Source organism: Erythrobacteraceae bacterium WH01K (assembly GCA_027941995.1).
In the GTDB taxonomy this organism is placed as follows: Bacteria; Pseudomonadota; Alphaproteobacteria; order Sphingomonadales; family Sphingomonadaceae; genus CAJXSN01.
In genome coordinates this window covers 367,134-380,171 of sequence record CP115966.1, presented here as the reverse complement: position 1 = coordinate 380,171, position 13,038 = coordinate 367,134, and the positions used below count along the sequence as shown (strand labels likewise).

General features: G+C 63.1%; 12 protein-coding genes. 3 read left to right on the top strand and 9 right to left on the bottom strand.

The genetic code is table 11. The features are described 5' to 3' along the window. Positions 1-20 precede the first annotated feature (20 nt). Together PF049_01990 and PF049_01985 are read left to right on the top strand one after the other, a co-directional pair. Positions 21-503 carry a GAF domain-containing protein gene (locus PF049_01990; protein ID WBY16962.1) on the top strand — a complete coding sequence of 161 codons (483 nt, stop codon included), beginning with the start codon at positions 21-23 and terminating at the stop codon, positions 501-503. A 165-nt stretch (positions 504-668) separates the two neighbouring features. After that, positions 669-1,667, top strand: a complete 999-nt coding sequence (locus PF049_01985) for a hypothetical protein (protein ID WBY16961.1) — start codon at positions 669-671, stop codon at positions 1,665-1,667. A 21-nt stretch (positions 1,668-1,688) separates the two neighbouring features. Here the strand turns inward: PF049_01985 and PF049_01980 are convergent, their stop codons facing one another. The 9 genes from PF049_01980 to PF049_01940 all read right to left on the bottom strand — a co-directional run bounded on the left by PF049_01980 (position 1,689) and on the right by PF049_01940 (position 12,228). Beyond that, positions 1,689-4,436, bottom strand: a complete 2,748-nt coding sequence (locus tag PF049_01980) for a carboxypeptidase regulatory-like domain-containing protein (GenBank protein ID WBY16960.1) — start codon at positions 4,434-4,436, stop codon at positions 1,689-1,691. Positions 4,437-4,482: 46 nt separating this feature from the next. Next, positions 4,483-5,319 (bottom strand): molecular chaperone, encoded by an 837-nt coding sequence (locus PF049_01975; protein ID WBY16959.1) that lies wholly within the window; start codon positions 5,317-5,319, stop codon positions 4,483-4,485. A gap of 200 nt (positions 5,320-5,519) precedes the next feature. Next, entirely contained in the window at positions 5,520-6,161 is a 642-nt protein-coding gene (locus PF049_01970) for a DUF4402 domain-containing protein (GenBank protein ID WBY16958.1), read from the bottom strand. Between the two features lie 201 nt (positions 6,162-6,362). Further along, positions 6,363-7,352 (bottom strand): ParB/RepB/Spo0J family partition protein, encoded by a 990-nt coding sequence (locus PF049_01965; protein WBY16957.1) that lies wholly within the window; start codon positions 7,350-7,352, stop codon positions 6,363-6,365. Beyond that, positions 7,349-8,125, bottom strand: a complete 777-nt coding sequence (locus tag PF049_01960) for a ParA family protein (protein ID WBY16956.1) — start codon at positions 8,123-8,125, stop codon at positions 7,349-7,351. Before PF049_01960 ends, PF049_01965 begins: the two co-directional genes overlap by 4 nt. Further along, positions 8,122-8,712 carry a 16S rRNA (guanine(527)-N(7))-methyltransferase RsmG gene (gene rsmG, locus PF049_01955; protein WBY17954.1) on the bottom strand — a complete coding sequence of 197 codons (591 nt, stop codon included), beginning with the start codon at positions 8,710-8,712 and terminating at the stop codon, positions 8,122-8,124. The genes PF049_01960 and rsmG overlap by 4 nt, the downstream gene beginning before the upstream one ends. A gap of 35 nt (positions 8,713-8,747) precedes the next feature. Continuing rightward, positions 8,748-10,607 (bottom strand): tRNA uridine-5-carboxymethylaminomethyl(34) synthesis enzyme MnmG, encoded by a 1,860-nt coding sequence (mnmG, locus tag PF049_01950; GenBank protein WBY16955.1) that lies wholly within the window; start codon positions 10,605-10,607, stop codon positions 8,748-8,750. Between the two features lie 55 nt (positions 10,608-10,662). Continuing rightward, positions 10,663-11,931 (bottom strand): tRNA uridine-5-carboxymethylaminomethyl(34) synthesis GTPase MnmE, encoded by a 1,269-nt coding sequence (mnmE, locus tag PF049_01945; GenBank protein ID WBY16954.1) that lies wholly within the window; start codon positions 11,929-11,931, stop codon positions 10,663-10,665. Positions 11,932-11,961: 30 nt separating this feature from the next. Further along, positions 11,962-12,228 (bottom strand): DUF6489 family protein, encoded by a 267-nt coding sequence (locus PF049_01940; GenBank protein ID WBY16953.1) that lies wholly within the window; start codon positions 12,226-12,228, stop codon positions 11,962-11,964. Positions 12,229-12,325: 97 nt separating this feature from the next. Here PF049_01940 and PF049_01935 point away from each other — a divergent pair, with 97 nt between their 5' ends. Further along, positions 12,326-13,024 carry a dienelactone hydrolase family protein gene (locus PF049_01935; protein ID WBY16952.1) on the top strand — a complete coding sequence of 233 codons (699 nt, stop codon included), beginning with the start codon at positions 12,326-12,328 and terminating at the stop codon, positions 13,022-13,024. Positions 13,025-13,038: the final 14 nt, after the last annotated feature.

Below are 13,038 nucleotides of genomic sequence, written 5' to 3'. Positions count from 1 at the left end.
TGTGGGCTAGGGGACGCACCATGTACGATTTTACACCCGATACGGAGTCCAGCCCCGAAGAACGCTATCGCCAGCTTGGCGAAGCGGCCACTGCCCTGATCGAAGGGGAAAGCGACGCGGTCGCCAACATGGCCAACCTTGCTGCGCTGCTGTGGGAGTTCATTCCGCGCATGAACTGGGCGGGTTTCTACCGCATGGTCGACGGCGAACTCGTACTGGGGCCGTTCCTGGGCAGGCCGGCCTGCATTCGGATTCCGGTCGGCCAGGGCGTATGCGGCGCGGCAGCCGCGACGGGCGAGACCCAGCTTGTGCCCGATGTCCATGCCTTTCCCGGACACATCGCCTGCGATGCCGTAACGCGTTCGGAAGTGGTCGTGCCCGTTATTCGTGACGGCGAGGTCATTGCGGTAATCGATTGCGACAGTCCGGAGGATGCCCGCTTCGAAGAGGCCGATGCGCGCGGGCTGGAGGCTTTGGCCGAGCGGATCGCTCCGCATATCTGACGCCCAAAAAACGACCTGACGTCTTCTCCCCGTTTCCGCCCCGAAACGGGACACGGGCCGTGCATCCCCCTGACTCCGGGGAACACGATGGTAGATTTTCCCTTAACGACAGGCGTGCCCCCGGTATCGGGGTGAAGTATCGCCGCTGTCCAAGGGAACTGGAACATGAAAATCCGTCACAGCTTCGTCGCATCGACCGCCATGGTCGCCGTTGCCGCCACAACGCCGGCCCTCGCCGCGCAGGAAATGAGCTACGAGCAGGACACTTACGAATTCGCACAGCCCCTGCCCGCCGGCGAGGTGCAGCCGATCTTCACGAGCGAGCCGGTCGTCCAGTCCGTCCCGGCACGTGTCGCACCGCCAGCCGTAACCGAGGTTTACGAGCGCGAGGTCGAGATCGAGGCGCCCACCGGCTATCACGGCGCGCCCGGGGTCGAGGTGATCCACCAGCCGGGCCATGCCTATCCGGCTGCGCCTGACTACCCGGTGGCGCATCATTCCGGTCCGCAGGCGTCTGTTCACCGCGCGCCGGCCTATCCCGTAAACACCTATCCCGCCCAGCATCATGCCGCCCCGCATCATACCGCGCAGCAGGTCCATGGCGGCCCGCCCCTCCCGTCCGAAATGGCTTTCGACCGTACCGGATGGCTCGATGCGTGCGAGGACGAACTGCGTGCCCGCAAGGAACGGGGTGCTGCAGGCGGCGGCCTGTTCGGCGCAATTGCCGGCGGCATCATCGGTAACCGCGTGGCCGACGGCGAACGCCTGGGCGGAACGCTGCTGGGCGCAGGCCTTGGCGGGATCGCCGGTGCCGCTATCGGATCGGCGATCGGGTCGGCCGTACGCGGGAACCCCTATCTGCGCGAGTGCAAGGCGTATCTCGAAAACTGGGAGCGCGGCGGATACAGACAGGCGAACTATGGCCAGTATTACGGACACCAGGCATATGGCTACGGCTACACCTACATGCCGGGCATCGCCTACGTCACCACGCACCAGCTCGAGCGGCCGGTCGTGCGTGAAATCGTGACCGAAGAATGGGTCGATGTCCCTGTGGAGCAGTACGAATATGAGACCGTGGTCGAGCATCAGCCGGTGCATCGCCCGGTCCAGTACATCAAACAGAAGCCGGTCCGGCAGGTGAAGTACCGCAAGGGCAAGTAAGACCCCGGCGCTGTCTCCAGATCAGGAACCGGATGCCGCCTCCTCCGCGATTTCGCCACCGGCGATCGTGGTCGGCAGCCCCGCTTCCAGTTTGATCGTCCCGAGGCGCGTGATCTCGTCGGGCTTGCCGACGGTGACGCCTGTTTCCAGTACGCTCTTGACCTCCAGGCGGCGGGCCATGCCCGGCGCGATGCGGAGCCGGTAGGTGCCGTAGGGAACGCCGTCGAACAGGAAGAACCCGTCAAACTCGCTGATCGTCTCTGCCATCACCGCTCCGCGCGCATCGACCAGTTCCAGTTGTACGCCCTGCATTTCGTAACCGCTGGTCGACAACAGCAACCCCTCGACCTCTCCGGACCGGCCGACCGGCAATTCGACTTCCAGCGGTACGCCCGGTCGCGGGACGATGACCATTCCGGTAGAGGCGGGCGTCAGGTAAGGATCGCCAAGCGACCCTTCATCCAGTCGGACGAGGACGGGCTTGTAAGGCGTAAGACCGTCGATCACCGTGCGCCCGTCCTCGTTGGTCGACACCTGGCTGATACGCATTCCTGCAGCGGCATCGACATCCGGCAGCAGCGGTTCCTCACCGTCCCGGATGCCATTACCGTTCTCGTCGAGGAACACCTTCACCACGGCCTGTCCGCGGCGGGCGATCCGCTCGTTGGTGACACGTACCCCGCCATTGGCCGGGTCGGGGCCCAGCGAGAAGGCGAGCGAGAGGCCGGCACCGATCGTACCCGCCGTGCTGTAGGAAGCATTGGCCGACAGGGCGAACTTGTCGAAAAGATGCGTGTAGCCGAGGTTGAAGAAACCGGTATCGCTACGCGGCAGGTAGTCTGCATTGACCGACAGGTCCGATCGCTCGGTCAGGCGCCTGCGCGTGGAAAGGCGAACGGATCGCAGACCCGTATCTTCGCCCGCCAGGCCGATTTCCGCCGTGCCGCGTACCCGCAGACCGAACACGCGCGCATTGGCGAGGACCTTCAATTCGGTATCGGTATCGATGCCCTCCTCCAGCGATTGCTCTACCACGCGGTGCGCAAGCTGGCTGGTTACATTCAAGCCCCTGATATTAAAGGATGTTGACCCGCTGAACTGTGTCGCAGACCGCCCATCCCGCAACGTCGTGCGGGCGACCGAAGCCTGCAATGGCAGGGTGAACCTTCCAAGCCTCAGCGAGGTGTCGGCCCGCAGGCTGACCTGGTGAGCCGTGCCCGGCGCCACGAACTCGCTTTCATATCCGCCGTTTATCCAGAGGACATCGGTCCCCAGGTTGAATCGCCCGACCCGGCCGGCCGCAGCAAGCCGCGTGGCAAATGCTCCGTCTTCATCGGCTGCTCCCGTCGCCTCCACTTGCCACGCCCCCTGGGTGCGGGTCAGGGTCGCTTCGGCGAAGTTTTTGCGCCGCCCTCGCAGGAATACACTGTGGAAGCCGCCGGAAACGCTGGTCTGCTGGTCGATGCCATGCTCGAACCCGACGCCAAGACGCCACGGTCCGCGCTGCTGTCCCGCGATTTCTGGAACGGAGCCGATCTCGATCAGGCTCTTGTTATCCTGCAAGGCGTGGGCCCAGTAATAGGTCTTGCCCGGTTCGATGGTATTGTAACCGACCGGCTGGGATATGCGCTCGCGCTTTTCCTGCCCTTGTGGGCCGTAGAGCACGATCTCGAATTCGTTACGTCCGTAATAGAGTTCCACATCCTCGAATTGGTAACGCCCGTCCCGCGCCTCTGCCTGGAAAGCGATCAGCTGCCCGTTGCGGTAGAGCTCGGCATCCCAGCCCACCGGCAACGTCCCGCGCAGTACCGTGGTGGAGAAGAGGTTGGAACGCCCTAGGGGCTGGTTGGACACATACAGCCCCCGCCCGATCCCCCCGAACGCCGTCAGACGACCCTGCTCGCCCGTCACGTCGCCGGCAATCACCTGCGTCGCCTTGAGCGGTCCAAGAAGATCGGCGTCCGGATCCTGCCGGAAGGCCCGAACGCGGACCGTGTTGGGCACGAAATTGTTGTCCGACGCTACCCGCGCCTCGATACTGGCGCCAAGCGCCTCTCCAGAGGCGAACAGCTCGTAGCGGCCATTGGCATTCGTGCCCCCTCCCTTTGCGTGACGCACGTCGGTACGCGCCACGACGTCGACCGAAGGGGTGCGCCACACACGGTAATCGGCATCGGCACGGGGATATTCCGACAGGTCGAAGCTGGCCTTTCGCGGACGAAGTCGCGCCGCGCGACTTCTGCGCTCGATCGCTTCCAGGAACGGCAGTTTCCGGTCGCTTTGGAGCGACACGATGGAATTGTAGATGTCCGGTCGGAAGGTCACGCCGAACCAGCGCGACAGGGCCTGCACCTCGACACACCAGCCCTCCGGCGTGTCGATGATGTCACCCGCCACAGGCGCCGGACCATTGTTCACGTTTTGTACCGTACCGGCTTCGCGGTCGAGTGCGAAGGATTGGTCTTCCGAGAACAGCCAGCCGGTTGCGCGGCGCGACTTCTTGTCGAGTCGCACGGGAAGATCGAGAGACTGAATGACGTCGGCCAGATCCAGGCAGACGTGATCACCGTCATTGAATTGATATCCGCGGATATCCAGCGGCATCGCATAACTGCCGACCCGCATCTGCAACATCAGGAAGTCGTCTTCGCTTACCGCGAAAGCGCCGTTCCCGTCCTGCGCTGTTGCCGGTGACGCCAGAACGCCGGAAAGCGCCGCCGCGATAGCCGCGACGGCGCCTGATTTCCGGAAGAAGGAGCGGACCGACATCGAATTTCAGACCTTGCGAAGGCTCCGCCCCGCGTCAGGAGCTTCCTCAGCCCAGATCCGCTTCGATCGACGCGATCACATCGCCACCGCGCTCCGGCGGTTCACGATATTCGAGACGAACCGGGCCGCGCAGGGCTGCGGCCTGTTCCTCGTCGAGCACGACGGTCACCATGCGGCGATCGAGTTCCGTGTAGACGGCAACCCCGCGGGCGAGGAACATCGGCTCGCCCCGGGCCGGGACGGCCACCAGATCGCCGAAGGTCGATGCATCGCCCGACCGGTCGATCGCGAAGGTAAGGACCGGGCGCCCATCGCCGGTCTGCAGCACGCGAAGATCCTGCAATGCGGCCTGCGCCTCGACCTGGCCATGGCGCACGATCAGCGGAATGGTCACGCCGTAGATCGGGATCAGCTTGACCGACAGACCCTCCGCCGGCGCGCCGTCCGACACGGCAGGGCGCGGCTTCGGAATAGCCTTGAACGAGAGATGCACGCGATATTCGCCATCCGGGAGATCCGTCGCCGGGCGCGCGGCAATGCGTACCGACTGCGGCTGCCCGGGCGGCAACTTGATGCGGCGGGGGGCGTAGCGAACCATCGACAAGGCGGCTTGCTCCAAGGCATTGGCCTCCTCGTTCGAAACTTCGACCAGGTTCCCATCGGGCCCCATGCGCCGGAGAACGAGACCGATTCGGTACGTCGCTTCTTCGCTGCCGATATTGCTCAGGACGACCTGCGCACCGCGGCGACCGTCCAGGATCACGCGTGTCGGGGCGACCAGCAGATCTCCCTGCGCCTGCGCGGCCGACGGGACCATCACGGCTCCTGCAAGCAAAGTCGCAGTGGCGAGCCGGGTTGCGTGACGGGCGATATGCTTCAGCATCGGATGAGGTCTCCTTGCGCCAGCGCCCCCGCGGCGCCGGCTGGTTCGATCCAAAATCTATGTGAAGAGGGTTAACAGCCCGCTAAGAGGCGGCGGTGCGGTTCCGCAACATGCTATGAATGTACGGAATTTCCGGATGACCAACGCAAAGAGGCCGCGCGCTTTCCAGCGCACGGCCCCCGAATTCGATCAGAGATCGATTAGTTGTAGTTCACTTCAACAGTGAAGGTGTGCTCGTAAAGGCCCGGCTCCTGACCAGCTGCCAGAGCGATCGAACCGCCGACCGGGAAGGTGGCCGTACCGCCGGTAAGCAGGACGCCGTCATACTGAACGAACAGCGGATCGCCGGAGATCGGGTCGACAGCCGGGAGGCCGCTGACCGGGTCGAGGACCGGCGTCGCCGAATCGAGCTTCGCATTGGTTTCGAATTCGGTGATGTCGATCGTGTGGACGGGGTTCACACCGTCATCATATTCCAGTTCGCCAACCGTGGCAGCGGCGTCGGGCAGCGCGATGCTGACAGCCTTGCCGTCCGAACCGGTCACTTCGAATTCGGCGACATCGGTAGCACCGGCGCAAACGAACGATGCGGCGGGGCAGGTGGCTGCGCTACCGTCGGACGGGACGGTCACGGTGCCGGCACCCAGAACGATGATCGAACCGAAGTCCAGCGAGGTGCCAGCGACGTTGGTGAGCGTCAGGCCAGCAAGAATTTCGGCGCGCGCATCGGCGTCGGCCTGGTTTGCGTTCGGATCGCCTGCGGTCTGCGCCATGGCAGGCATGGCAGCGAAAGCGACAGCGGCGATTGCAGTGCTGGCCGCACCGCGGAAAAACGTTTTCATGAGAGATAGTCCCTTTTTTGATTTGGTCTTCAAGTTGTCCCGGTGCGGGGACAACCAGCGACCGACCCCGCCGGACGGGTCTCATTCCGTCCGTGGCCTCTAGGTAGGACTACCGAGTAAGGGTTTTATGTGCGGACGTGGTTAACGCGTGAACGGTCTTGCGTTAACGATTTCACGCGGCTTGTCTGGAATTTCAGTGGGTTAGATGTCCCCGCCCGTCAGGCGCTGGCAAATCAGATCCAGCTGATCGAGCGTTTTGTATCGGATCGTGACCATGCCGGTGCGGGGGTCGGTGTCCGTTTTGATACGTACCGAGAGCCCGAGGAACTCTTCCAGATGCCGTTGGACGGCGGCGATATCGGCATCCTTTACGGGATCGCGCGACGGCACATTTGCCTTTCCGGGTTTCGCGGGAGCCCCGCCCTCCCCCTTGGCCAATTGCTCCACTTCTCGAACGGACAGCGATTTACGGACCGCCGTCTCCGCCAGAGACACGGCATCGTCATGGCCAATCAGCGCACGCGCATGACCCATGGAAAGCTTAGCTTCCTCGACAAGACCGATCACGTCTTCCGGCAGGGACAGGAGGCGCTGGAGGTTCGCCACATGGCTGCGCGACTTGTCGACCATGGTCGCGATATCGTTCTGGCTCAGCCCTTCTTCGTCGGCGAGCTTCTTGTAAGCGCGCGCTTCCTCGATCGGATTGAGGTCGACGCGCTGGAGGTTCTCGATCAGGGCCAGGGCCATGATCTCCCGCTTGTCGAGATCGCGGACGATGGCGGGAATTTCATGCAGCCGGGCCTTTTGCGTCGCACGCCAGCGGCGCTCACCCGCGACTAGCTGGTACCGGCCACCGGCAATCGGGCGAACGATGATGGGCTGGATGACCCCGCGCTGCGCGATCGAGGCAGCAAGTTCGGCCAAGGCCTCCTCGTCGAAATGCGTTCGCGGCTGGCCCGGGAGCGGCTCGATGGAAGCGACCGGAATGGACGACAGCCCCCCGCGCGGCGATGTTTCACGTGGAACATCGCCCTCCCCCACAGCTTGCTGCTCGCGATCGCTGGTGACAAGCGGTTCTTCCCGCCGCGTCTCGCCAAGAAGCGCGCCAAGTCCCTTGCCCAGCTTCTTCTTGCGATCAGCGGGACTGCGCGGCACGGGCGACAGATAGATGGGATCGTCCGAGTTGCTCATGCTGCCTTCCTTTCTTCAGGGAGCCGCCCGATGAGCTCTCTCGCCAGGCCCATATACGCCTTGCTGCCCGCGCAGGAGTGGTCGTAGACCAGTGCCGGCAAGCCATGGCTCGGCGCTTCGGACAGCCGGACATTTCGCGGTATGACGGTTTCGAACACGAGCTTCCCGAGGACTTCCCGGACGTCGTCCGCCACCTGGTCGGTCAGGCGATTGCGGCGATCGAACATGGTCAGCGCGACCCCGATGATTCCCAGATCGGGATTGAATCGTTGCTGCACCCGCTCCACCGTTTGCAAGAGCTGGCTGAGCCCCTCGAGTGCGAAGAACTCGCATTGCAGGGGAATCAGGAGCGTATTCGCCGCGCCAAGGGCGTTCAGGGTCAGGAGACCCAGCGACGGCGGACAGTCGATAAAGCAGATGTCATGATCCGCATGATCGGCCAGCGCCGCACTGAGCCGGTCCGTCCTGTCGGTGACCGAAACGAGTTCGACCTCTGCCCCGCTCAGATCGACGGTTGCAGGGACGACGTCCAGTCCGGGAATGGTGCTCGGCTGGATGCACTCGGAAAGCGGCGTCTGTTCGACGAGCAATTCGTAGCTCGAGTGAACACGGTCTTCTCCAGCGACACCCATGCCCGTGGAAGCATTCCCCTGCGGATCCAGATCGATCAGGAGGGTCCGCCAGCCGGTGGCCGCCATTGCCGTGGCAATGTTGATGGCAGTCGTGGTTTTCCCGACGCCGCCTTTCTGGTTGGCAATAGCAATGGTAATCATGTGCGTGCTCCCGCCTTCACCCTTCCTTTCCCGACGAGGATGGCTGCTTCATCATCGGTAGCGGAGCGTTCCACGTGAAACATGCTTCGCGCCTTCTTGGGAAGGTCCCGCAATTCTTGCGCTGCAGACCGCCCTTTGGGCAAGACCCAATCTGTTCGCGCGGTGGAAAACATTCCTGCGAGGTCGAGCAGCTTGGGCAGTGGCGCGAATGCCCGTGCGGTAATCACATCGGCCGGAAACGGCGGAAGAGATTCCAGGCGGCAACCGTGAACCACGCAATTTGTCAGCCCCAGATCAGTCGCAGCGTCCCTCAGCCAAGCGACGCGACGCTTGCGAGATTCCACAAGACGGAGCATCGCATCAGGACGCATGATGGCGAGAACGAGACCGGGGAATCCGGCTCCCGCCCCCAGATCCATCCAGTTGCCCGTTTCACGTGAAACGTGATCGACCAACTGCGCACTGTCGGCAATATGGCGAGACCAGACCTCGTCCATGGATGGACGCGACACGAGGTTCTGAAGTTCGTTCTCTTTTCGAAGCAAGGCAATAAGGGTATCCAGCATTGCGAAACGGGACGATGGCATTCGCGAGAGGACGAAGGCCCGTGCCTCTTCCTCGGTCACGCTGCTTCCTTTGCCAGGCGCTTGGCATGCACCATCAGAACCGCCAGGGCAGCAGGCGTTACGCCCCGAACCCGGCTCGCTGCCGACAAGGTATCCGGGCGGGCCTGCGTCAGCTTCTCGACCATCTCGTTCGAAAGGCCGGGCACGTCGCGATAAGCGAAATCGGGTGGCAGCGGGACGGCTTCGCTCGCCCGAAGGTCCCGCAGTTCCGCATCCTGTCGCTCGAGATAGGGGGCGTAAGCAGCATCCTCGACGATCTCCTGCGCAAGTTCGGCATCGATATCCGAGAGATCGAATGTTCCACGTGAAACGTGCTGCAGACCGACGGAAGGAAACCGAAGCCATTCCTTACCCGTTTTCTTCGTTCCGTCATCCCGGATGTCGGCGGCGGCGTTCACGAGCTCGCGGGATGAAAAATTCCGGTCGAGTACGGCATCGACCTTCGCCCGCTCCCCTTGGCGCTTCGTGAACCATTCGCGCCGTTCCGCGCCGACGCACCCCGCATCAAGCGCCACGGGCGTCAACCGGGTGGCCGAATTGTTTGCCCTGAGGCGAAGACGGTATTCCGCGCGGGAGGTCAGCATCCGGTAGGGCTCGCTCACGCCGTGAAGGGTCAGGTCGTCGACCATCACCGCGATGTAGCTGTTCGACCGGTCGAGCCGAGGCGCTTCCGATCCGCGAATGGCAGAAGCTGCGGAAAGTCCCGCAACCAGCCCCTGTGCCGCGGCCTCCTCGTATCCGGTCGTGCCGTTGATCTGTCCAGCACAGTAAAGACCCGGAACCTTCTGCACCATCAGACCCCGCGTCAAAGCCCGGGGATCGATATAATCATACTCGACCGCATATCCCGGCACGGCCATGGTCACATTGGCCAGCCCGTCCATGCTGCGCAGCATATCGAGTTGCACATCGACCGGGAGCGAAGTGCTTATCCCGTTCGGATAAACCATCGGGGTATTCAGCCCTTCCGGCTCCAGGAAGACCTGGTGACCGTCCCGATCTGCGAACCGGTGGATCTTGTCCTCGATAGAGGGGCAATAGCGCGGGCCCTGTGCGTCGATGGCACCGGAAAACAGGGGCGATCGGTCAAGGTTTTGCCGGATGATATCATGGCTCCGCGCATTCGTACGCGTGATCGCGCAGAAGACCTCGGGGTTTACGCGTTTCTCCGAGAGATCGGAGAGGGTCCACCCTTCCCCGTCCGACGGCTGTTCGGGGAGGCTCGCCCAATCGATAGTCCGCCCGTCGAGCCGTGGCGGCGTTCCGGTTTTCAGCCTTGCCATCGGCAAACCGAAGTCGCGGACCTGCTGCGCGAGGCGAGTCGCCGACGCTTCTCCGATCCGTCCACCTGTCAGGATCTCTTCGCCGCGGAACAGCTTTCCGCCAAGGAAGGTGCCGGTGCAGAGAATTACCGCAGGCGCATCGATCCGGGCGCCATCCCCGAGGATAACGCCAGAGATGCGTTCGCCCTTCAACTGCAACGCGGATACTTCACCCTCGACGATGGTCAGGTTGTCCTGCCGGGCCGCGATGTCCTGGACCGCCCGGCGGAACAGGGTCCTGTCGGCCTGGACGCGCGGACCCCATACGGCGCTACCCTTGGACCGGTTGAGCATCCGGTAATGAATCGCAGCTGCATCGGCAGCCCGCGCAATCACACCGTCGAAAGCATCCACTTCGCGAACAAGATGCCCCTTGCCGAGGCCACCGATGGCGGGATTGCAGCTCATCGCGCCCACGGTGGAGGCGTCGAAGGTGATCAGCGCCGTGCGCACACCCGTTCGGGCCGCTGCACAGGCTGCCTCGACCCCTGCGTGGCCCCCACCAACGACGACGATATCGTAGTTTTCGCTCATACGACTGTTATAGTGACAAATACGCCTTTCGGCACCCGTGTTTCACGTGAAACATCTATTTGCCGATGCAGAACCGTCCGAAAAGCGTATCAAGCACGTCCTCGGTCGCTGCATTACCGAGGATGCGATCGAACGCGCTTCGCGCCTGGCGCAATTGTTCGGATGCCAGGAGCAGATCGGGATGAGGAGCATCGCCCAGCGCGCTGCGGGCGATTGCAAGAAGCTCTCTCTGCCGCTGGTTGATCGTTCCGGCCCCGGGTTTGGGCAATATCGAAGAAGCGGCTCGAGCAAGGTCCTCGGTAAGACTTTCCAGCCCCTCGCCCGTCTTGCCGGACACGCGGTGGCGCGGCGCGTCCTTCATGGCCTTGCTCTCTTCGGACCGGGTCTCGATTTCCCATGCCCCTTCCGGTCCGTCGCCCTGCTGCCCCAGCCAAAGGACGATGTCCGCGCGCGTAACTTCATCTGCCGCGCGGTCCATGCCGATCTGTTCGATGGCATCGGCCGTGTGGTCGCGCAGGCCCGCTGTGTCGATAAACACGAAGGGAATACCCGCGATCGCGACCGGACGCTCGATGACGTCGCGCGTGGTTCCTGCCATGGGAGAGACAATGGCCGCCTCCGATTGCAGTATCGCGTTGAACAGGGTCGATTTTCCGGCATTGGGCGGCCCGGCCAGTACCACGCGAATGCCGTCCTTCAGCCGCTCCAGGCCCGGTCTATCCAGCACCTCGTCCAATTCCTGAGCAAGCAGCCGATAGGCAGGCAGAAAACTCTCCGGCAGGTCTGGAACATCGTCCTCGTCGGAGAAATCGAGAGCACTTTCGATCTGCGCAGAAAGGATAAGTAGCCGTTCCCGCCAATCGCCGAATTGCCGGGAAAGCCCACCTTCTGCCGCGCTGACCGCGACAGCGCGCTGCAATTCCGTTTCGGCCGAGAGAAGATCGGCAAGACCTTCCGCTTCCGCGAGGTCCAGGCGGCCATTGGCAAAGGCGCGCCGTGTGAACTCGCCTGCCTCGGCGGCGCGAAGGCCCGGTATGGCGGTCAATGCACGGCCGATGGCGGCGATGACCGCCCTGCCCCCGTGGCAGTGAATCTCCGCGCAGTCCTCCCCCGTTGCCGTGGCCGGGCCCGGGAACCAGAGGATCAGCGCTTCGTCGAGCAGGTCCCCGAAGGCATCGTGCAGCTTGGCTAGACTGGTACGGCGAGCAGGTGGCAGACGCCCGGCCAGGCTTTGCAGCGCGTTGCCGGCCTTGGGTCCGGAAATGCGGATAACCCCGATGGCGGCCGGCGGCGCTCCGCTCGACAAGGCAAAGATCGTGTCCATCGAAGACTTGCCGCCTGAACGGAGTGAGCGTCAGTCGCCCTTCTTTTCACCCTTGGGCGCGGACACATCTCGCGCAGCCATGCTGCCTTCGACGAAATTCTGGAACATTTTCAGCCCCATCTGCCCCATGGGCGCCATCGTTTTCGCAATGTCCTGCAGCTGGTCGGGGTTGGTGACACCCTTCATCGCCTTGGCCATGGTATCGACATAGACGCTGTTCGCCTTGCTCACATCGGGCAGACCCATGAAGGTCCGCGCCTCTTCCGGCGTGCAATCGATTTCCACATGGACCTTCATGGCGTTTCCTCCGTTTTTATGCTGTTGACAGATAATTGGGTTGGCGGCGGCGCTTTAGCAAGCGATACCGCACCCGAAGGCAAGAGGAGCCACGACAATGACGGCCAATGTAACCATCTCCACCCTTTCCGGCGACAACGAGTTTGCAGGATATTGTGCCCGCCCGGCGGGAGAGCCGAAAGCGGCGATTGTCGTCATCCAGGAAATCTTCGGCGTGAATGCCGGCATCAGGCGCAAGTGCGACCTGCTGGCGGAACAGGGGTATCTCGCGGTGGCGCCCGACCTCTTCTGGCAGCTGGAGCGCGGTATCGAACTCGATCCCGATATCGAACCCGAGTTTCAGCGCGCGCTGGACCTGATGGGCAAGTTCGACGCCGACGAAGGCGTTCGTGATATCGAGGCTGCGATCAAGTGGGCACGCGATGAAACCGGCGGCAAGAAAGTCGGCGCGGTCGGCTACTGCCTCGGCGGGAAGCTGGCTTACATGACCGCCGCCCGGACCGACAGCGATGCGACGGTGGGTTACTACGCCGTCGGCGTTCCCGACATGCTGGACGAGGCAAAGGCCATCGCTAATCCGCTCATGCTGCACATCCCCACCGAAGACGGATTCGTCGACAAGGAAGCGCAGAAGGCAATGCATGACGGGCTGGATGACCATCCGAAAGTTACGCTTCACGACTACGAAGGACTGGACCACGGCTTCGCCACGCAATTCGGTGAACGCCGGGACGAAGAAGGCGCGACGCTGGCGGACAGCCGGACGGACGCATTCTTTTCCGAACATCTCGGCTAAGCTGGCGCAAGGGG

Excerpts from the sequence above, each read along its gene's own strand:
- PF049_01990 (WBY16962.1), top strand. The coding sequence starts at position 21 with ATGTACGATTTTACACCCGATACGGAGTCCAGCCCCGAAGAACGCTAT.
- PF049_01985 (WBY16961.1), top strand. The coding sequence starts at position 669 with ATGAAAATCCGTCACAGCTTCGTCGCATCGACCGCCATGGTCGCCGTT.
- PF049_01980 (WBY16960.1), bottom strand. The coding sequence starts at position 4,436 with ATGTCGGTCCGCTCCTTCTTCCGGAAATCAGGCGCCGTCGCGGCTATC.
- PF049_01975 (WBY16959.1), bottom strand. The coding sequence starts at position 5,319 with ATGCTGAAGCATATCGCCCGTCACGCAACCCGGCTCGCCACTGCGACT.
- PF049_01970 (WBY16958.1), bottom strand. The coding sequence starts at position 6,161 with ATGAAAACGTTTTTCCGCGGTGCGGCCAGCACTGCAATCGCCGCTGTC.
- PF049_01965 (WBY16957.1), bottom strand. The coding sequence starts at position 7,352 with ATGAGCAACTCGGACGATCCCATCTATCTGTCGCCCGTGCCGCGCAGT.
- PF049_01960 (WBY16956.1), bottom strand. The coding sequence starts at position 8,125 with ATGATTACCATTGCTATTGCCAACCAGAAAGGCGGCGTCGGGAAAACC.
- rsmG (WBY17954.1), bottom strand. The coding sequence starts at position 8,712 with ATGCCATCGTCCCGTTTCGCAATGCTGGATACCCTTATTGCCTTGCTT.
- mnmG (WBY16955.1), bottom strand. The coding sequence starts at position 10,607 with ATGAGCGAAAACTACGATATCGTCGTCGTTGGTGGGGGCCACGCAGGG.
- mnmE (WBY16954.1), bottom strand. The coding sequence starts at position 11,931 with ATGGACACGATCTTTGCCTTGTCGAGCGGAGCGCCGCCGGCCGCCATC.
- PF049_01940 (WBY16953.1), bottom strand. The coding sequence starts at position 12,228 with ATGAAGGTCCATGTGGAAATCGATTGCACGCCGGAAGAGGCGCGGACC.
- PF049_01935 (WBY16952.1), top strand. The coding sequence starts at position 12,326 with ATGACGGCCAATGTAACCATCTCCACCCTTTCCGGCGACAACGAGTTT.